The organism is Streptomyces sp. NPDC050625, assembly GCF_040654755.1.
Classification (GTDB): domain Bacteria; phylum Actinomycetota; class Actinomycetes; order Streptomycetales; family Streptomycetaceae; genus Streptomyces.
In genome coordinates, this window is record NZ_JBFAIQ010000018.1 from 31699 (window position 1) to 49284 (window position 17586).

Genomic DNA, 17586 nt, shown 5'->3' on the forward strand with positions numbered 1-17586 from the left:
ACCGGTTACTCTTGTCCCCGCGTCGCCGATCCCGGCCGACGCGGGGAGGCGTGCCCGAGCGGCCGAAGGGAACGGTCTTGAAAACCGTCGTGGCAGCGATGTCACCGTGGGTTCAAATCCCACCGCCTCCGCGCGATGAGCAATGAGAACGGCCCCTGACCAGGCGATATGGTCAGGGGCCGTTGTGCTGGGCGGTTCCCGCCTATGACCGTGGTTCCCCGTGGCTTCCCTCTGCAGAGATCGGTCAGGACGCCGACAGCGCACTACACGCTCGGTCAGAAGGGAGGTTCGAGATCGCCTCGGCCATCGCTGTGTGGCCCCCAGTCCCAGGGCTTCTCCCGGAAAGGTTCAGGGTTGGGGACGTCGTGGCCCCATGCTTCGAGTGCAATGCGCCGGTTGGGGTCGTCGCTGCTGGCGTCAAGGATGCGGCGCGCGTGCACGGCGAGGTGATCGCGGTGCTCGGCGAGCGCGGGGTGTTCGGCGAGGACGTTGCGATAGGGCCGGAGGGTCATGGCCGCCGGGTGGGTGAGGATGCCGGCGACATACATGGCGACGGGGGCGGTGGCTTCGTAGATGGTGTTCTGATGGCCGACCAGCTCACCCAACTCCGACAAAGCGGTGACCTGAACCTTGGGATCGGGCTCCAACAGCCGTGCCAGAACCCTGCGAAGGTCCTCACCGTTCCCGAAAGCCGTCTGGAGCGAATCCCAATCAGTCTCCGCCAGGACTACCTGGTAAGGCGGCAAGTCAGGCTCGTGGGTCGCCCCGGCGTTGGAACGGCTGTGGTTCACAGGCCAAACCTGGACCAGTGCCCGGCGGAGCGGAGCGCAGCCGGGCTGCCCGGCTCGGACATTCGTAGCTGGTCAGATGGGCTCATCGGTGAGCGGGTCACCGGTAGGCGATTGGACAAACTCCGGGGCCGTGGCCGGCTCACCCTCCACGCTGTCCAGTGGGCGAGTGGCGCCGACATCGACCATCTCGTCATTGGTCCCGCCGACCTCTTCTCCGCCAACTCCAAACGACATAGGGGTAAGTCCGTCTGGTACGGCGATACGGCCATCACGGTCAACGGCGCTTCGACTCGCCACATCGCGATCAGCCAGTCCGAGGCGCGCCGCTCGGCGAGACGGGCATAAGAGCCAGGTCGTTTCTTTCGGATTTCGGGCTTACCGGAGGAGCGGGACGACTACCGGTCGATTGGGAAATGAACGAGGGCGATCGGTCGGCGAAGAATCACTTCCAGCAGCGCCCAAACATTTGCACGTACGTCGCTCCTGATGCATTCGCATCAGCGGCCGGATCTGCGCTACCCAGCACCACTTGCATTTTCATGGTCTCCCATTCAGGATTGCGAATGTTTGCTCTGTGTTCATCGCTGCGCAGCCACCATATGAAGGCGTCCAACGGCGTAAGGCCCCTCCCCCAGGCCGTGTAGGCGTTCTCGCCTACCTTCCACGCTGTGCAACCCCTTCCGTAGCCTGCTTCTTCGGCACGTTTCGTGGGCGTCGATCCTGTCTGTGGATTGATATGCGGATCACATAGGTTCGGGTTCTTTTGCCTGGGCGTACAGGACGGGTACTGGGCCACGGTTCCCCACCACCGCAGCTTCGCCGCGGCGGTGGCGTGGTCGTAGGCGGCGCCACCGAGTCCCCGATACCTCGTCTTGCCGATGAGTTTTGTGATGTACAGCTCCCTCACATGCTCATGGCGTCGATCCCAGTTGACCAAGCAGAGCATTGCTCTCTCCATTTTGCTGCTCTGCATGTTGTAGTTGGCTCGTCCAATAGGTGTATCCGGGAAATCGGATCTTGGACGGAGCACCATACCGTCGTTTTCGCAGAACTTGTCAACCGAAGGGGTGCCGGTGTGTGAAGCTTCAGACGGCGGCATCGCGAAGGCGGTTGCGAAAACGAGAGGTGCCATTAGTGAAGAGATCACGCTCTTTTTGAAGGACATACTGGTCTCCTCGGACCCATTGCGTCCCCCATGTTCCGATTCCAGGAGAGCCCGGACTATGAGACGCTCAGAACCCGATCCAGCTCGAATGGCGATCGTGGTCCGTGGCGCGTTTTCAGTCTCACGCCGAGACGTTATAGCATCCCCGCTTCTATGCTGCACCCGTTGATCGAATGTTGCCACTCGCTCCTACGAGAAGCGCGGCTCGGTGTTCGCCCAGCATCCGCAGCACGTCCGCGCGCATCGAGATGCCCCTTCAGAAGGACTGAGTTGGAATCAGTGCGGCTGATGCATGCGGGGTGCCGGAATCGTTCCGGCACCTCGGCTCTTCTTGTTGCCCTCCTCCCGGTTGTGGAAGCTCAGATGTAGCTCAGCGTTCGGCTCGTGCCCTCCCCGCTGGGTAGGCCGGTCAATACGATCACCGCATTGCTCGGTGAATTCGAGGGGGAACAGGCATGTTCGGGACTATGGACACCGGGGCGGTTCTGGGGACGCTCGCAGCGCTCGTTCCCGTGGTCGCGGCAGTCCTCTGGTTCGTCCGCCGCTGACCACAAGGCGTCGGCGCGGGGGGATTCACGGGCGGTGGCCCGTCATGCGGGCCGCCGATGCGATGGTTGCCCGTGCCTCGCGTTCGGTCAGGCCGGTGTTGAGGGCTGCGGCGATCAGGGGGGCGATCAGGGCGCGGCCGATGCCGTTCTCGTAGGCGCGGCAGGCCGCCCAGAACAGGCGGGTGTTGCGCTGGCCCTCGTGGGCGGCGAGGACGAACTGGACCAGGCCTTGGCCGCGGTCGCCGAGCGAGGGGTGCGTCGCGGCGTGGGCCGGGCGCGGCGGCGGGAGCAGCAGCCGGAGCAGCGCGGGCGGGCAGGGCGCGGGGGCCAGGTGGGCGGTGCCGGGAGCGGCGCCGTAGACACCGTGGCCGGTGCGTGAGCCGGGGCCGACCAGGTAGCCGCCGGCGCCGCGGATGTCGATTCCGGGGGCGAGCCGGCTCGCCGAGTTGGGGACGACGACGTCGGGCGGGCCGGTGAGCCAGAGGTGGCGGCCGCCGCTCGGGGTCAGTACGACGACGGTCTCGGGGATCGTGAACAGGTGCCGCAGGGCCAGTTCGCGCAGTGCGGCCGAGGAATCCGTGCCGGACTTGGTGTCGAGGTCGATACCGATCAGGTGGTGCGGGGGCAGTCCGCACGCGATTCCGTAGCCGGTGGTCCAGGGGGCGGCGGAGAACAGTTCGCGGATGCGGGCCGGGTCGGACGAGGCGTCGTACACACCGTGTCCGAAGCGGCCGCATTCGCCGTGGCAGGGAGCCGGGTCGGGGTCGTCGTGGTGGGGGGAGCGCAGGGCCGGGAGCTTCGTCCGGGTCAGGGGGATGACGGCCAGTCCGCGTTCGGCGGCTGACAGGGCGTGTGCGAGGGCCAGCGTCGTGGCCTGCCGGTCGGTGGTGGCCATGCCTCTATTTTCGTACGTGCGTTCGAAAAAGGGAAGAGGGGCCGGAGGTGACTCGCCGGGGCGGCAAAGTTGGCCGGAACTGTGCTGGAACGTTTCCTCGCCGCTGGCACACGGGGTGGAGAAGGTCGTGTTGGTGATGCTTGGGGCAAGGGATTGCTAAAGGTGGTGAAAGGGGTTTATCGACATGTCATCACGCTTGAGGGCGAATCAGGGCATCCGGGGTGGTTCGCCGGGGATCCGCTGGGCAACTCTGGACTCGCGACGTCGTGCACAACCACCGGGGCGGTCGGCCAACTTCCCTGGCAGAAGCCGTACTTGAGGTACTCGACGTACTCGCGGCCAGTGGCCGACGGGTACACCGTTCTGGAGGAACAGACATGGCAAGCATCCGTACCGCCCGCGTTCTCGCCGCCGTCTCCGCGCTTCCGCTCGCAGCCGCCCTGTTCACCGGCGTCGCGGCCGCGGACAACGGCGGCTTCGCGGCCGACGGATCGAACGCGGGTGTGGCGAGCATCGTCGGCAGCGGGGTCGGCCATAACAACAGCGGCAACTCGTCCACCACACAGCAGAACGCGGCGGGCCACGGAGCCTCGAACCAGAGCAATACCGCGCAGGTCAACCGCTCCGCGTTCACGGCCATCAACCAGGGCAACGAGAACGTCCTGATCCACTTCACCAAGCTGTGGTGAGCCGCGTCTGAAGTCCCTTGCGGGGTGCGCTTTTCGGGGTCGTCATGCGTCTGTGCGGCGGTGCTTCGGTACCGCCGCACAGGCGTTTTCGCGCTCCTGGCCGACCTTGACACCCGAGGGTATCTGACGGACAGTCAGAAACCGTCATTCGTACGAGGCCGGGAGGCCCCGCCGTGCACCTCGCCCCCACCGAGCGCCAGCAGCGGCTGCGCGCCGAACTCCGCGCGTACTTCCGGGACCTGATGCCCGACGGGCCCCTCGACCTGGGCGAACAGCGGGCGTTGCTGCGCCGCCTCGGCGCCGACGGCCTGCTCGGGCTCGGCTGGCCGGTCGAGTACGGCGGTCAGGGTCGCGGGGCGGACGAGCAGTTCGTGTTCTTCGACGAGGCCCACCGCGCGGGCGCCCCCGTCTCGATGGTCACCCTGAACACGGTCGGGCCCACCCTGATGAAGTACGGGAGCGAGCGGCAGAAGGCCCGGTTCCTGCCCCGGATCCTGCGCGGCGAACTGGTCTTCGCGATCGGCTACAGCGAACCGTCCGCCGGGACCGACCTGGCGTCGCTGCGGACGCGGGCCGTGCGCGAGGGCGACGGCTGGGTGGTGGACGGCCAGAAGATCTTCACCTCGGGCGCCCAGCACGCCGACTGGATCTGGCTCGCCTGCCGCACCGACCCCAAGGCGGCCAAGCACCGTGGCATCTCGATCATCCTCGTCCCCACCGACGCGCCCGGGTTCTCCTGGACGCCGATCGAGACGGTGGGCGGGCAGACGACCACGGCCACCTACTACGACGGGGTCCGGGTCCCCGCCGGGAACCTCGTCGGCACCGAGAACGACGGCTGGTCGCTCATCACCAACCAGCTCAACCACGAGCGGGTCGCTCTGGCTGCCATCGGGTTGCAGGCCGAGGACTTCCACGCGGCCGCGCTCGCCGCCGCCCGTACCCCTGATCCGGTGACCGGCAGGCGCAGGGTTGACGAGCCGTGGGTGCGTTTTCGGCTGGCCGAAGCGCATGCCCGGCTGGCCGCAAATCGCCTGCTCAGCTGGCGTTTGGTGGCGGACGTGGGGGCGGGTCGGGTGGCCCCCGGCGAGGCGAGCGGGGTGAAGTTCGCGGGAACGGAATCGACTGTCGCGACGTATCGCATGTGTCAGGAAATCGTCGGCGGGGCGGGACTGGTCCGCTCCGGCTCCCCGGGCGCGTTCGGGGACGGCGAACTGGAGCGGCTGAACAGGGCGGCGCAGATCAACACGTTCGGGGGCGGGGTGAGCGAGGTGCAGCGGGAGATCGTCGCGACGATGCGGCTCGGGATGACGAGGGGGCGGCGGTGAGCGATGGGCCGGCGGTGAGCGGCGGGCCGGACGCACGGTTCGTGGAGAAGGAGTACGACGAGCTGTGCGTACGGCTCAAGGAGTACGAGGGGCGGGCCGCCGCCGTCGCCTGCGTGGGCAAGGACCCGGTCAACGTGCCGATGATCCGGCACTGGTGCGAGGCGATGGGCGACACGAACCCGGCCTACGAGGGGCCGGACGCCGTGGCCCCGCCCACCATGCTCCAGGCCTGGACGATGGGCGGACTCTCCGGCCACGAGGGGCGCACCCCCGCCTTCGACGAGCTGATGACCCTCCTCGATGACGAGGGCTGCGTCTCGGTCGTCGCCACCGACTCCGAACAGGAGTATCTGCGGCCCCTGCGGCCCGGGGACGAGGTCAGGTTCGACACGGTGATCGAGTCGGTGTCGGAGCGGAAGACGACGAAGCTCGGCACGGGGTACTTCATCACGACCCGCATGGACGTGCGGGTCGGCACGGAACTCGCGGGCACGCACCGCTTCCGCATCCTCAAGTACGCCCCGTCCCGCCGCAAACAGCGGCCCCCGCGCGCCCGGCGCCCCCGCCCGGTGGTCAACCGGGACAACGCCGGCTTCTGGGAGGGCGTCGAACGGCACCGGCTGCTCATCCAGCGCTGCGCCGGCTGCGGCACACCGCGCCACCCCTGGCTGCCGGGCTGCAACACCTGCGGCTGCCCGGACTGGGACACGGTCGAGGCGAGCGGCGAGGGCACGGTCCATTCGTACGTCGTCATGCACCACCCGCCGTTCCCGGCCTTCGACCCTCCCTATGCGGTGGGGCTGATCGAGCTCGCTGAGGGCGTGCGGATGATCAGCAACGTGGTGGGGGTGCCCTACGACAAGGTGCGCATCGGTCTGCCGGTCCGGGTGGAGTTCCGGACCTACGAGGACGAGGAGGGCGCACTGGTCCTGCCGGTGTTCCGGGTCACCGAGGGCGAGGCCTGACATGGACTTCACGCCCACGGAGGAACAGGCCGAGGCCCGCGACCTGGCCGCCAGGATCTTCGGCGACCTCGCGACACACGAGCGGCTCGAAGCCACCGGCACCGGCAGCGACCCCGAGCTGTGGAAGGCCCTGTGCGGGGCTGGCCTGGTGAGCGCGGTGGCGGAACTGGGCCTGCTCGGGCTGGTGCTGCTCCTGGAGGAACAGGGCCGTAAGACGGCTCAGGTGCCGTATGCGACGAGCTGTGTGTACGGGCTGCTCGCCCTCACGGCCCACGGCACAGCGGAGCAACGGGAGCGGCTGCTGCCGGGCATCGGGGACGGCTCCGTGGTGGTGAGCGGGGCGCTTCCGGCGCAGGGAGGGGTACGGGCCTCGGCTGGGGGTGGGGTACGGGACTCGGCACGGGGTGGAGTACGGGACTCGGCTCAAGGCGGGGTACGGGACTTGGCTCGGGGCACGTTGACCGGCACCGTCCCCGTCGTCCCCTGGCTGCGGGACGCCACGCACGTCCTCGTCGCCGACGCCGGCCGGCGGCTGTGGCTGGCCCCTCTCGCGGAGGGCACCACGGTGACTTCGGTCGAGCTGACCGCGCCCTGGGCGGCCGGGCGCCTCACCCTCGACGACGCGCCCGCGGAACGGCTCGGCGGCGAGGACGCCTACGCCGATGTCCTCGCCACGGCCCGCGTCGCCTTCGCGGGGCTGCAGGCCGGGGTGTGTGCGGGATCGCTCGCGCGGGCCGTGGCCCATGTGAACGGCCGGGAGCAGTTCGGCCGCCCGCTCGCCACCCGGCAGGCGGTCCAACTGCGCGCCGCCGACGCGTACATGGACACCGAGGCGATACGGGTGACGGCGTACGAGGCGGCCTGGCGGCGCGACATGGGGCTCTCCTACGACACGCACGCGCTGACCGCCGTCTGGTGGGCGTCCGAGGCGGGGCAGCGCGTCGTCCACACGGGCCAGCATCTGCACGGCGGTGCGGGCGCCGACCTCGGTCATCCGGTGCACCGGCACTTCCTGTGGGGGCGGCAGCTGGACGCCTATCTGGGATGCGGGGGCGAAGTGCTGCAGGAGTTGGGGGAGTTGATCGCGAATGGGGAGTGAGGGCATGACGGTGCCGACGGTGGGCGCGGAGCTGCCGCCGCTGGAGATCCCGATCACGCGGACCCTGATCGTGGCCGGTGCGATCGCGTCCCGCGACTACCAGGACGTCCACCACGACGCCGAGTTGGCCCGGCAGAAGGGTTCCCCGGACGTCTTCATGAACATCCTGACGACGAACGGCCTGGTCGGCAGGTACATCACGGACCACTTCGGCCCGACGGCCGTGCTCCGCAAGGTCGCCATACGACTGGGGGCGCCCAACTACCCGGGGGACACCATGGTGTTGACCGGCCGGATCGAGGAGGTGGACGGCGACACCGCCACCGTCCGGGTGACCGGCTCCAACGGCATCGGCAGACATGTGACGGGCACAGTAACGGTCGCCGTACCGGCGGAGGGGGGCGCGCGATGAGCGTGCGCAGCCGGGACACGCTCGGCGGACGCGCGGCGATCGTCGGCATCGGTGCCACCGAGTTCTCCAAGGACTCGGGGCGCAGCGAGCTGCGGCTGGCGGTGGAGGCGGTGCGGGCCGCGCTCGACGACGCGGGGCTGACCCCCGAGGACGTGGACGGTCTGGTGACGTTCACGATGGACACCAGCCCGGAGATCACCGTGGCCCAGGCCTGCGGGATGGGTGAGCTGTCCTTCTTCTCCCGGGTCCACTACGGCGGCGGGGCGGCCTGCGCGACCGTGCAGCAGGCGGCGCTCGCCGTGGCGACGGGCGTGGCGGAGGTGGTGGTCTGCTACCGGGCGTTCAACGAGCGGTCGGGACGGAGATTCGGCTCGGGCGTGCAGCACCGGGAGCCGTCGGCGGAGGGCGCGGCGCTCGGCTGGGCGCTGCCGTTCGGACTGTTCACCCCGGCGTCCTGGGTGGCCATGGCGGCACAGCGCTATCTGCACACCTACGGGCTGACCCCGGAGGCGTTCGGGCAGGTGGCCGTCGTGGACCGCAAGTACGCGGCGACCAACCCGGCGGCGTACTTCCACGGCCGCCCGATCACGCTCGCCGACCACGCCGCCTCGCGCTGGATCGTGGAGCCGCTGAGGCTGCTGGACTGCTGTCAGGAGACGGACGGCGGCCAGGCGCTCGTCGTCACCTCCGTGGAACGGGCCCGAGACCTGCCCCACCCGCCCGCGGTCGTCGCGGCCGCCGCGCAGGGGGCCGGCCGCGCCCAGGAACAGATGACGAGCTTCTACCGCGACGACCTGACCGGCCTGCCGGAGATGGGGGTGGTGGCCAGGCAGCTGTGGCGCACCTCCGGGCTGGCCCCGGCCGACATCGACGTAGGGATCCTTTACGACCACTTCACTCCGTTCGTGCTGATGCAGCTGGAGGAGTTCGGGTTCTGCGGACGGGGCGAGGCGGCGGACTTCGTGGCCGAGGAGCGGCTGCCCCTCAATACGCACGGGGGACAGCTCGGGGAGGCCTACCTCCACGGTATGAACGGCGTGGCGGAGGGGGTACGCCAGGTGCGGGGCACGGCGGTGAACCGAATACCGGGGGCGGACCGGGTCCTGGTGACGGCGGGTACGGGGGTGCCCACGTCGGGGCTGGTCCTCGCGGCCGACGGCTGAGCCCTCAGGGGTAAACCCGTAGTAGCGGCCGCCCGGCACTCCACCTTCAGGAGGTGTAGCGGGCCCCACTCCTACAACCTGAGGGGGACTCGGCTTCGGGACCTGGGACCGATCCGCCGCGCGGGGGGTCGCTCATAGCGTGGAGCCATGACCACACCCGTCTGCACAAGCGCGTCGGACGCCGCCACATCGGTGAGGCAGACCCTCCCCCCGTCCCGGCTCCGTCCGACCGGGGGGACCCCCGCGTACCCGTCGTTCGCGTCGTACGTGAGGGCCCGCCATCCGGTGCTGCTGCGTACCGCACGGTCGCTGACCGCGAACCCGAGCGACGCGGAGGACCTGCTGCAGACCGCGCTCACCAAGACCTATGTCGCCTGGGAGCGGATCGAGGACCACCGGGCGCTCGACGGCTATGTGCGCCGGGCGCTGCTGAACACGCGGACCTCGCAGTGGCGCAAGCGCAAGGTCGACGAGTTCGTGTGCGACGAGCTGCCCGAGCCGGAGCCGGTGCCCAGCGGGGACGACCCCGCGGAGCGGCAGGCGCTGCACGACGCGATGTGGCGGGCGATCGCGAAGCTCCCGGCCCGGCAGCGGGCGATGGTCGTCCTGCGGTACTACGAGGACCTGAGCGAGGCCCAGACGGCCGAGGTGCTCGGGGTGTCGGTGGGGACGGTGAAGTCGGCGGTGTCGCGGGCGCTCGGCAAGCTGCGCGAGGACCCGGAGCTCGACCTGGTGCGATAGGCGCACGCGGCCCTCCCGAAGCCCACGCGCGACCCTCCGAGGTTCACTTCGCGACCCCCCGAAGCCCACGATTTTGCCTGCCCCTAGTGACATACCGCGCGGTATGTGCGCAGAATCAGCGCAGCCCTTACCACCGCGTAGGCAAAGTCGCCCCGGGAGGACTCCGTGCTGAGCACCATGCAGGACGTACCGCTGACCGTCACCCGCATCCTTGTGCACGGTGTGCTGGTGCACGGACAGTCCCAGATCACCACCTGGACCGGGGAGGGCGAACCGCAGCGGCGCAGCTTCGCCGAGGCGGGCACCCGCGCGGTGCAGCTCGCGAACGCCCTGCGCGACGACTTCGGCATCCGCGCCGACGACCGGGTCGCCACGCTGATGTGGAACAACGCCGAGCACGTCGAGGCGTACTTCGCGATCCCCTCCATGGGTGCGGTGCTGCACACGCTCAACCTCCGCCTGCCCGCCGAGCAGCTGGCCTGGATCGTCAACCACGCCGCCGATCGCGTGATCATCGTCAACGGCTCGCTGATCCCGCTGCTCGCCCCGCTGCTGCCGAGGCTGACGAGCGTCGAGCACATCGTCGTCTCCGGCCCCGGCGACCGCTCCCCGCTCGCCGGCGCCGCGGCGCAGGTGCACGAGTACGAGGAGCTGATCGCGGACCAGCCGACGACGTTCGACTGGCCGGAGATCGACGAACGCCAGGCCGCCGCCATGTGCTACACCTCCGGCACCACCGGCGACCCCAAGGGTGTGGTGTACAGCCACCGTTCGATCTATCTGCACTCCATGCAGGTCAACATGACCGAGTCCATGGGGCTGACCGACCAGGACACCTCGCTCGTCGTGGTGCCCCAGTTCCACGTCAACGCCTGGGGCCTGCCGCACGCCACCTTCATGACCGGCGTCAACATGCTGATGCCGGACCGCTTCCTGCAGCCGGCGCCGCTCGCCGAGATGATCGAGAGCGAGAAGCCGACCCACGCGGCCGCCGTCCCCACCATCTGGCAGGGCCTGCTGGCGGAGCTGACCGCCAAGCCCCGGGACGTCTCCTCGCTCACCCAGGTCACCATCGGCGGCTCGGCCTGTCCGCCCTCCCTGATGAAGGCCTTCGACGAGCTCGGCATGCGGGTCTGCCACGCCTGGGGCATGACCGAGACCTCCCCGCTGGGCACGGTGGCCCGCCCGCCGGCCCACTCGGTCGGTACGGAGGACGAGTTCGCCTACCGCCTCACCCAGGGCCGCTTCCCGGCCGGCGTCGAGGCCCGCCTCACCGGCCCCGGCGGCGAGCGCCTCCCCTGGGACGGCGAGTCGGCCGGCGAGCTGGAGGTGCGCGGTCCGTGGATCGCGGGCGCCTACTACAACGGCCCCGACGCCGAACCGCTCCGCCCCGCCGACAAGTTCAGCGAGGACGGCTGGCTCAAGACGGGTGACGTCGGCGTCATCAGCCCCGACGGCTTCCTCACCCTCACCGACCGGGCCAAGGACGTGATCAAGTCCGGCGGCGAGTGGATCTCCTCGGTGGACCTGGAGAACGCGCTGATGTCCCACCCGGACGTCGCCGAGGCCGCCGTGGTCGCCGTCCCCGACGACAAGTGGGGCGAGCGCCCTCTGGCCACGGTCGTGCTGAGGGAGGGCTCCAGCACCGACTTCGCGACCCTGCGCACGTTCCTCGCGGAGGAGGGGAAGATCGCCAAGTGGCAGCTCCCGGAGCGCTGGACGCTCATCGAGGCGGTGCCGAAGACCAGCGTGGGCAAGTTCGACAAGAAGGTGCTGCGCAGGAAGTACGCCGAGGGCGACCTGGACGTGACCAAGCTCGGCTGACGCCCCTCCGTACGGCGCGTACGACCAACAGCCCCTGGCCTGCGCCGGGGGCTGTTCGTCATGCGGGGGTCTCGGGGGAGGGCGGGAGCGGGTCGGATACGAACCAGCCTCGCTGAGGGACGGTGAACACCCAGCCCTCGTCGGCCAGCAGGGCCAACCCCCTCCTGACGGTTGTCCGTGCGATCCCGTACCGCTGCACGAGCTGGGCCTCGCTCGGCAGCATCCGCCCCGGCTGCCAGTCTCCGCGTCGAATCTGCGCACGCAGGATTTCCGCAAGCTGCCGGTACGGCGTCAGAGGTGCACCGTGATCGATCTCAGCGTCGGGGTTCATGGAGTCGACGCTAGGCAAGGGGACTGATGCACGCTCTTTGGGATACGTATCGCGACGTAGCGATACAAGGCGATACCATCGCAGCCATGAGCACGCACCGTTTCCGCAGCCTCGGCACCGACCCGGTCACCGGAAAGGCGGTCTACGCCGTCACGGAAGCCGGTGGTTTCCTGGCGGCGCTCGCCGACGCCCACGCCTTACGCGCCGCCGTTTCCCTGCTTGCCGTCGTGGGCGCCGTGCTGGACGCCGACCGGGCATCCGACGCCGAACTCGCCGCGTTCGTACGGTCGTTGTACGACGCTCTCGCGGAGTGCGTCGCGATGGTGGCGGCGGAGCGGGAGTAGAACCCCCGCGCCCTTCCTAGTTCGTACCGATCCTCGACAGCAGGTCGACGATGCGGCTCTGCACCTCGCCGCTGGTCGACCGCTCCGCGAGGAACAGCACCGTCTCGCCGGAGGCGAGCCGCGGCAGGTCGGCCTGGTCGACGGCGGCGGTGTAGACGACGAGCGGGGTGCGGTTGAGCTGCCCGTTCGCGCGCAGCCAGTCCACGATCCCGGCCTGGCGCCGGTGCACCTGCATCAGGTCCATCACGACCAGGTTCGGCCTGAGTTGCCCGGCCAGCGTCACCGCGTCGGCATCGCTCGCCGCCCGCGCGACCTGCATCCCGCGCCGCTCCAGCGTCGAGGTCAGCGCCAGCGCGATCTCCGCGTGCTCCTCGATGAGCAGGACCCGCGGCGGGTGCTGCTCACTGTCCCGCGGGGCGAGCGCCTTCAGCAGTACGGCGGGATCGGCGCCGTACGCCGCCTCGCGCGTCGCCTGTCCGAGCCCGGCCGTCACCAGCACCGGGACCTCCGCCGCCACGGCGGCCTGGCGCAGCGACTGCAGCGCGGTACGTGTGATCGGCCCGGTCAGCGGGTCCACGAACAGCGCGGCCGGGAACGCGGCGATCTGCGCGTCGACCTCCTCGCGGGAGTGCACGATCACGGGACGGTAGCCGCGGTCGCTGAGCGCCTGCTGGGTGGTGATGTCCGGCGCGGGCCACACCAGCAGCCGCCGCGGGTTGTCCAGCGGCTCGGGCGGCAACTCGTCGTCCATCGGCTGCGGGCGCGGCGGGTCCGCGACCTCGATCGCGCCGCCCGGCCCGTCCAGCGGTTCGGGACCCTCGGCGGCGTTCTCGTCCGGGGCGCCTATGGCGTACGACCGTCCGGCACCCTCGGTGGTGGCCGGGGCGAGCCGGGACTGCCCGGCCAGGGACGGCTGCGCGGGCGGCTGCTCGGCCGGCGGGTGTGGGCGGGCCCCCTGCTCCTGGCGCTGCTCCTCGCGCGCGGCCGGGTCGGGCGGTGTGCCCAGCTTGCGGCGGCGGCCGGAACCGCCCGGCGTCTGCGGGGGCGGGGTGGCCGTGGGCTGCTGCACCTGCGCCGCCTGCCGGCTGAACGGCACGCCCTGCCCCAGGGTCCGCACGCTGATCGCCCGCCCCTGCGTCGAGTTCGGGTCGACGGGGGCGGCCGCCTCGGCGGGCAACGGCAGCGCGGCACGCTGCTGCGCGGCGGGCTGCGCCGGCGGGAGCGGGGTGCCGGCGCCGGGGGTGTCGGTGCCGTTCGGAGACACCGCGGCGGCACCGATCGGTGTGCCCGGGGCCGGGGTCGCCTGGGCGGCGGGGGCCGCGGGTGCCGCGGGCGCCGCGGGGGTCTGACCGGGGGCGGCCGGTGTGCCGCCCGCCTCCGCGGGGAGCGGCAGGGCCTGGCCGACGGTGCCCTGCGCGGGCGTCCCGGACATCTCGGCCGGCTGGGCCACGGCCCGTCGGCGGCGGCCCGTCGGCGCGGTGGTGGGGTGCGGCTGGGGCGGCGTGTGGTCCTCGGCCTGGTCGTGCGGTACGGCGTCGTGCCGCCCGCTGTCGCCCGGGGCGCCCTCGCCCGGCACCGGAGCCTGCATCTGAGCCGGGACTGGGATCGGGGCCGGAACCGGAACCGGAACCTGGGCCGGAACCGGGGCGGGCACCTGTCCGTCCGCGCCTTCGGCGACGGGCGCGGGCGTGGGCTCGGACCCGGGCGAACGGTCGGCCTCGGCCGGCGGCAGCGCGAAGACCGTACGGGCCCCCGCCTCCTGCGCGGCGGCACGCTCCGCCGCGGCGGCCAGGGCCCGACGGCGGCGCCCGCTGGGCTGGGCACCGTCGGCCGGGACGGGCTCCGCTCCGGCCTCCGGGGCGGCGGAGGGCGCGGGCAGCGCGGGCGGCAGGGCGGCCTGCACCTCCCCGGCGTCGCGCCGGGCGCGCCGTCCGGTGGGTACGGGCACGCCTTGCGGCGGTACGGTCCCGCCGAGCCCGCTGCCCACGGCGGCCGTTCCCGCCGCGTGCTCGGCCGCCGTCACGACGGCACCCTCGGCCACGTCCTCGCCCTGGCCACCGGCGGCGTCGTCGGCCGGCCGGCCGCGCCGTCGCCCGGTGCCGCCGGAGCCCTCCGCGGCCTCGGCCGCGACCTGCTCAGGCTCCTCGGTCGCACGCCTCCTGCGCCGCCCGGTCGGTGCGGGCGCATCCGCCTCGGCGGCGTCGGACCGGCCGGGAACCTCGCTCTCCAGGAAGGCGTCCACGGAGGACCGCCGGGCCCGCCGTCGGCCTCCGCCGAAGGTCTGCCCGGCCGCGGTGCCCGGTTCGGAGCCACCCTCCTCGGCAGCCGACTCGGCGGGAGCCGGAGCCGCGACGGCCCCGGCGCCGCCTCCGAGCGGCACCTCAAGGACGTATGCGTTGCCGCTCATGCCCGGCACCTCGTGCGTCTGCAGCACACCACCGTGCGCCCGCACGATCCCGCGCACGATCGGCTCGTGCACCGGGTCTCCCCCGGCGTACGGCCCGCGCACCTCGATGCGTACGACCTCGCCGCGCTGCGCGGCCGCCACGACGACCGTGTTGTCCATGTAACCGCCCGCCGACACGGGCGCGTTGCCGGTCGCGTCGACACCGGCCACGTCCGCGACGAGGTGCGCGAGCGCGGTGGCGAGCCGGTGCGGGTCCACCTCCGCCTCGATGGGCGGCGCGTGCACCGCGAACTGCACCCGCCCCGGCCCGATCAGGTCGACGGCCCCCTCGACCCCGGCGGCGACGACGGCGTCGAGCATCACCTTCGTACGGGTGATGTCCTCCGTGCCCGCGTCCAGCCGCTGGTAGCCGAGGACGTTGTCGATGAGCTGGGTGATGCGCGAATAGCCGGCGGAGAGGTGGTGGAGCACCTGGTTGGCTTCGGGCCACAGCTGGCCCGCGTCGTCCGCGGCGAGGGCGGCCAGCTCGCGGCGCAGCTCGTCCAGCGGTCCGCGCAGTGAGCCCGCGAGCAGCGTGAGCAGCTGTTCGTGCCGCCCGGCCAGGGCCTCGTACCGGTCCTTCTCCCGCTCGCCGAGCGCGGCGTAGCGCTCCTCGCCGGCCGCGAGCTCCTCCGCGTGCTGCTCGCGCAGCCCGTCGAGCTCGGTCACATGCTTCTGGCGCAGCGCGGTGAGGTCGGAGGCGTGCTCCTCGGAGAGCCGCTCCCGCTCCTCGGCGTACGACTTCTCCTGCGCGGCCTTCTCGTCGGCCAGGGCGTCGTAGGGCCGCCGGTCGGTGAAGGTCATCACGGCGCCGACGAGCTGGTCGCCGTCGCGCACGGGCGCGGTCGTCAGGTCGACCGACACCTTGTCGCCGCTCTTGGCGTACAGCACCTGGCCGCGCACCCGGTGCTTGCGTCCGGAGCGCAGGGTGTCGGCGAGCGGGGACTCCTCGTACGGGAAGGGCGAGCCGTCGGCGCGGGAGTGCAGGACGAGGGTGTGCAGTTCCTTGCCGCCGAGTTCGCCGGCCCGGTAACCCAGTATCTGGGCGGCGGCCGGGTTGACGAGGACGATCCGCCCGTCGGTGTCCGTGCCGACGACGCCCTCGGACGCGGCCCGCAGGATCATCTCGGTCTGCCGTTGCGAACGGGCGAGCTCGGCCTCGGTGTCGACGGTCCCGGACAGATCGCGTACGACGAGCATCAGCAGCTCGTCGCCGGTGTAGCCGTAACCGTCGTACGCCTGCTGCCCGTTCTCCAGGTTCGCGCTGGTGACCTCGACCGGGAACTCGGTGCCGTCGGTCCGGCGGGCGATCATCCGCGTCGGCTTGGTCCGCCCGTGCGGGTCCATGCGGTCCGGCCGCCTCATCGAGCCCGGGATCAGCTTGGAGTCGAACTGGGGCAGCAGATCCAGCAGCCCGCGCCCGACCAGAGCCGTACCCGGAGTCTCGAACGCCTCCAGCGCGATCGTGTTCGCGTTGACGACCGTCCCATTGGCGTTGACCAGTACCAACGCGTCGGGAAGCGCGTCGAGTATGGCTGCGAGGCGAGCAGCGCCTCGGGATGGCCTGCTGCTCACGAGACGCTTCCTCCCTGTTACCGCACCTTGCCGACCGCTTGGGCCATCTTGCCAACCGGCCCGCAACGTGTCACGCGAGGGAGTCTAAGCGCAGCGATTGCGCTATCGGAGCCGGATGAGAGGGAGGTCGCACGAGGAAGTGAGGGGGAACGTGTGACCACGTGCTCCGACTGCGTAAGACCTTCGCGGGACTTTTACGGGACCTGGGATTCCGCCATGAAATGACTGCCGACGGTGAACCCCCGGGGGACTCCTACGAACGGATGTCCGGCAGGAGCGGCACCATCTGGTTCCACCGCGCGATCTCGCAGCCGTTGCTGCGGTCGTACCTCGCGTCGACCGGGCGTCCGGCCCAGGTCCCGGTGACATGGGCGGTGGCCGGGCCGCCGTAGATCATCGTGCAGACGCTGCCCGGCGCCACCGGCGCGAAGGCCTCGCGGTCCCACCGGGTGTTCCGGTCCACGGCCCGGCACGCGCCGCCCACGTCCGGGTGGCTGCCGACGGCGGGATGACAGGACAGCACGTACGTCCCACTCCGCCCGGTGCCCGCGTGCCGGACGGTGACGGTCAGCCGGTCGCCGGGTACGGCCGGCCGGTCCTCGGCCCGAACGGGCGGGGGCGCGGAGACGGACGCGGCGGGCAGGGCCGCGGCGGGGGCGGTGACGACGGCGATCGAGGCCATGGACGTCGTGGCCGCCAGGGCGGCTCGGGAGAAGACCGGCAACATGCCCTGATCAACGCCCGTGGCCCGCGGACGTTGCGCCCCCGCCCCGCCGGGGAGAAGGACTTTGCTCTGTGGCCCGAGTGCCTAGTACCGTGGGGGGCGATTGGTGACAGCACGCTCGACTGTGTCATCATCTGCACGCGCCACTCACGCGCTCGCGTGGGAGGTTGTGCTGGAGGCGTCGCCTAGTCCGGTCTATGGCGCCGCACTGCTAATGCGGTTTGGGCCTTAAAGCCCATCGAGGGTTCAAATCCCTCCGCCTCCGCGCTCGATCACCGAAGCCCCGGTCCCTGTGGACCGGGGCTTCGACGTTCCCGACGTTTCTGGTGTTTCCGCAGCTCACAAGGGGTGTGGCTAATGGATTTCACATGACGGCGGCAGTCATGTAATGTTCTTCCTGTCGCCGCGAGCGGGCCGGAAGGGCCGGGAGCGGAGGCAGGAAAACAAAAAACAGGCACTCGTAGCTTAACGGATAGAGCATCTGACTACGGATCAGAAGGTTGCAGGTTCGAATCCTGCCGAGTGCGCACAGAGCAAGAGGCCCCG

16 protein-coding genes and 3 tRNA genes are annotated in these 17586 nt (G+C 70.9%); 13 read left to right on the forward strand and 6 right to left on the reverse strand.

What is annotated here, in order from left to right; genetic code table 11:
- The first annotated feature begins 44 nt into the window (after positions 1 to 44).
- Positions 45 to 131: transfer RNA gene (locus AB0I54_RS31080), tRNA-Ser, on the forward strand.
- A 144-nt stretch (positions 132 to 275) separates the two neighbouring features.
- On the opposite strand, the gene AB0I54_RS31085 is transcribed toward AB0I54_RS31080, so the two are convergent.
- Positions 276 to 791 carry a hypothetical protein gene (locus AB0I54_RS31085; RefSeq protein WP_363299535.1) on the reverse strand — a complete coding sequence of 172 codons (516 nt, stop codon included), beginning with the start codon at positions 789 to 791 and terminating at the stop codon, positions 276 to 278.
- Between AB0I54_RS31085 and AB0I54_RS31090 the strand changes: the two genes are divergently transcribed.
- Positions 783 to 1136, forward strand: coding sequence for a nuclease-related domain-containing protein (locus AB0I54_RS31090; protein WP_363299536.1), 354 nt, complete (start codon positions 783 to 785; stop codon positions 1134 to 1136). The two genes, AB0I54_RS31085 and AB0I54_RS31090, sit on opposite strands and share 9 nt — an antisense overlap.
- 97 nt (positions 1137 to 1233) lie before the next feature.
- On the opposite strand, the gene AB0I54_RS31095 is transcribed toward AB0I54_RS31090, so the two are convergent.
- Both AB0I54_RS31095 and AB0I54_RS31100 read right to left on the reverse strand, forming a co-directional pair.
- Entirely contained in the window at positions 1234 to 1956 is a 723-nt protein-coding gene (locus tag AB0I54_RS31095) for a hypothetical protein (RefSeq protein WP_363299537.1), read from the reverse strand.
- Between the two features lie 573 nt (positions 1957 to 2529).
- The gene (locus tag AB0I54_RS31100) at positions 2530 to 3399 is read right to left on the reverse strand and encodes a bifunctional DNA primase/polymerase (RefSeq protein ID WP_363299538.1); all 870 of its coding nucleotides are present in this window, start codon (positions 3397 to 3399) and stop codon (positions 2530 to 2532) included.
- Positions 3400 to 3776: 377 nt separating this feature from the next.
- Between AB0I54_RS31100 and AB0I54_RS31105 the strand changes: the two genes are divergently transcribed.
- From AB0I54_RS31105 to AB0I54_RS31140, 8 genes are all read left to right on the forward strand, one after another.
- Positions 3777 to 4088: a hypothetical protein gene (locus tag AB0I54_RS31105; RefSeq protein ID WP_363299539.1), complete on the forward strand. Its 312-nt coding sequence runs from the start codon at positions 3777 to 3779 to the stop codon at positions 4086 to 4088.
- A 173-nt stretch (positions 4089 to 4261) separates the two neighbouring features.
- Positions 4262 to 5416: an acyl-CoA dehydrogenase family protein gene (locus AB0I54_RS31110; RefSeq protein ID WP_363299540.1), complete on the forward strand. Its 1155-nt coding sequence runs from the start codon at positions 4262 to 4264 to the stop codon at positions 5414 to 5416.
- Between the two features lie 14 nt (positions 5417 to 5430).
- The gene (locus AB0I54_RS31115; protein ID WP_363299693.1) at positions 5431 to 6381 is read left to right on the forward strand and encodes a bifunctional MaoC family dehydratase N-terminal/OB-fold nucleic acid binding domain-containing protein; all 951 of its coding nucleotides are present in this window, start codon (positions 5431 to 5433) and stop codon (positions 6379 to 6381) included.
- A gap of 1 nt (position 6382) precedes the next feature.
- On the forward strand, positions 6383 to 7480 hold the full coding sequence (locus tag AB0I54_RS31120) for an acyl-CoA dehydrogenase family protein (protein WP_363299541.1): 1098 nt from the start codon (positions 6383 to 6385) through the stop codon (positions 7478 to 7480).
- A gap of 4 nt (positions 7481 to 7484) precedes the next feature.
- Positions 7485 to 7892 (forward strand): MaoC family dehydratase, encoded by a 408-nt coding sequence (locus AB0I54_RS31125; protein WP_363299543.1) that lies wholly within the window; start codon positions 7485 to 7487, stop codon positions 7890 to 7892.
- Entirely contained in the window at positions 7889 to 9055 is a 1167-nt protein-coding gene (locus AB0I54_RS31130) for a lipid-transfer protein (protein WP_363299544.1), read from the forward strand. Before AB0I54_RS31125 ends, AB0I54_RS31130 begins: the two co-directional genes overlap by 4 nt.
- Positions 9056 to 9202: 147 nt before the next feature.
- Positions 9203 to 9796 (forward strand): SigE family RNA polymerase sigma factor, encoded by a 594-nt coding sequence (locus AB0I54_RS31135; protein ID WP_363299545.1) that lies wholly within the window; start codon positions 9203 to 9205, stop codon positions 9794 to 9796.
- Positions 9797 to 9973: 177 nt separating this feature from the next.
- Positions 9974 to 11620: a long-chain fatty acid--CoA ligase gene (locus AB0I54_RS31140; protein ID WP_363299694.1), complete on the forward strand. Its 1647-nt coding sequence runs from the start codon at positions 9974 to 9976 to the stop codon at positions 11618 to 11620.
- 58 nt (positions 11621 to 11678) lie between these two features.
- On the opposite strand, the gene AB0I54_RS31145 is transcribed toward AB0I54_RS31140, so the two are convergent.
- Entirely contained in the window at positions 11679 to 11951 is a 273-nt protein-coding gene (locus AB0I54_RS31145) for a GntR family transcriptional regulator (protein ID WP_263210491.1), read from the reverse strand.
- An 86-nt stretch (positions 11952 to 12037) separates the two neighbouring features.
- On the opposite strand from AB0I54_RS31145, the gene AB0I54_RS31150 reads away from it, so the two are divergent.
- Positions 12038 to 12295, forward strand: a complete 258-nt coding sequence (locus AB0I54_RS31150; RefSeq protein ID WP_363299546.1) for a hypothetical protein — start codon at positions 12038 to 12040, stop codon at positions 12293 to 12295.
- A gap of 16 nt (positions 12296 to 12311) precedes the next feature.
- On the opposite strand, the gene AB0I54_RS31155 is transcribed toward AB0I54_RS31150, so the two are convergent.
- Both AB0I54_RS31155 and AB0I54_RS31160 read right to left on the reverse strand, forming a co-directional pair.
- Positions 12312 to 16316, reverse strand: coding sequence for a PAS domain-containing protein (locus tag AB0I54_RS31155; RefSeq protein WP_363299547.1), 4005 nt, complete (start codon positions 16314 to 16316; stop codon positions 12312 to 12314).
- A gap of 253 nt (positions 16317 to 16569) precedes the next feature.
- Positions 16570 to 16998 carry an SSI family serine proteinase inhibitor gene (locus tag AB0I54_RS31160; protein WP_363299695.1) on the reverse strand — a complete coding sequence of 143 codons (429 nt, stop codon included), beginning with the start codon at positions 16996 to 16998 and terminating at the stop codon, positions 16570 to 16572.
- Between the two features lie 216 nt (positions 16999 to 17214).
- Between AB0I54_RS31160 and AB0I54_RS31165 the strand changes: the two genes are divergently transcribed.
- Together AB0I54_RS31165 and AB0I54_RS31170 are read left to right on the forward strand one after the other, a co-directional pair.
- A tRNA-Ser gene (locus tag AB0I54_RS31165) sits at positions 17215 to 17305 on the forward strand.
- Between the two features lie 189 nt (positions 17306 to 17494).
- Positions 17495 to 17567: transfer RNA gene (locus tag AB0I54_RS31170), tRNA-Arg, on the forward strand.
- Positions 17568 to 17586 lie beyond the last annotated feature (19 nt).

What these genes read in the sequence shown, in the direction of transcription:
- AB0I54_RS31105 (WP_363299539.1), top strand. Translation starts at nt 3,777, where the DNA reads ATGGCAAGCATCCGTACCGCCCGCGTTCTCGCCGCCGTCTCCGCGCTT.
- AB0I54_RS31095 (WP_363299537.1), bottom strand. Translation starts at nt 1,956, where the DNA reads ATGTCCTTCAAAAAGAGCGTGATCTCTTCACTAATGGCACCTCTCGTT.
- AB0I54_RS31125 (WP_363299543.1), top strand. Translation starts at nt 7,485, where the DNA reads ATGACGGTGCCGACGGTGGGCGCGGAGCTGCCGCCGCTGGAGATCCCG.
- AB0I54_RS31120 (WP_363299541.1), top strand. Translation starts at nt 6,383, where the DNA reads ATGGACTTCACGCCCACGGAGGAACAGGCCGAGGCCCGCGACCTGGCC.
- AB0I54_RS31130 (WP_363299544.1), top strand. Translation starts at nt 7,889, where the DNA reads ATGAGCGTGCGCAGCCGGGACACGCTCGGCGGACGCGCGGCGATCGTC.
- AB0I54_RS31140 (WP_363299694.1), top strand. Translation starts at nt 9,974, where the DNA reads ATGCAGGACGTACCGCTGACCGTCACCCGCATCCTTGTGCACGGTGTG.
- AB0I54_RS31145 (WP_263210491.1), bottom strand. Translation starts at nt 11,951, where the DNA reads ATGAACCCCGACGCTGAGATCGATCACGGTGCACCTCTGACGCCGTAC.
- AB0I54_RS31100 (WP_363299538.1), bottom strand. Translation starts at nt 3,399, where the DNA reads ATGGCCACCACCGACCGGCAGGCCACGACGCTGGCCCTCGCACACGCC.
- AB0I54_RS31135 (WP_363299545.1), top strand. Translation starts at nt 9,203, where the DNA reads ATGACCACACCCGTCTGCACAAGCGCGTCGGACGCCGCCACATCGGTG.
- AB0I54_RS31150 (WP_363299546.1), top strand. Translation starts at nt 12,038, where the DNA reads ATGAGCACGCACCGTTTCCGCAGCCTCGGCACCGACCCGGTCACCGGA.
- AB0I54_RS31160 (WP_363299695.1), bottom strand. Translation starts at nt 16,998, where the DNA reads ATGGCCTCGATCGCCGTCGTCACCGCCCCCGCCGCGGCCCTGCCCGCC.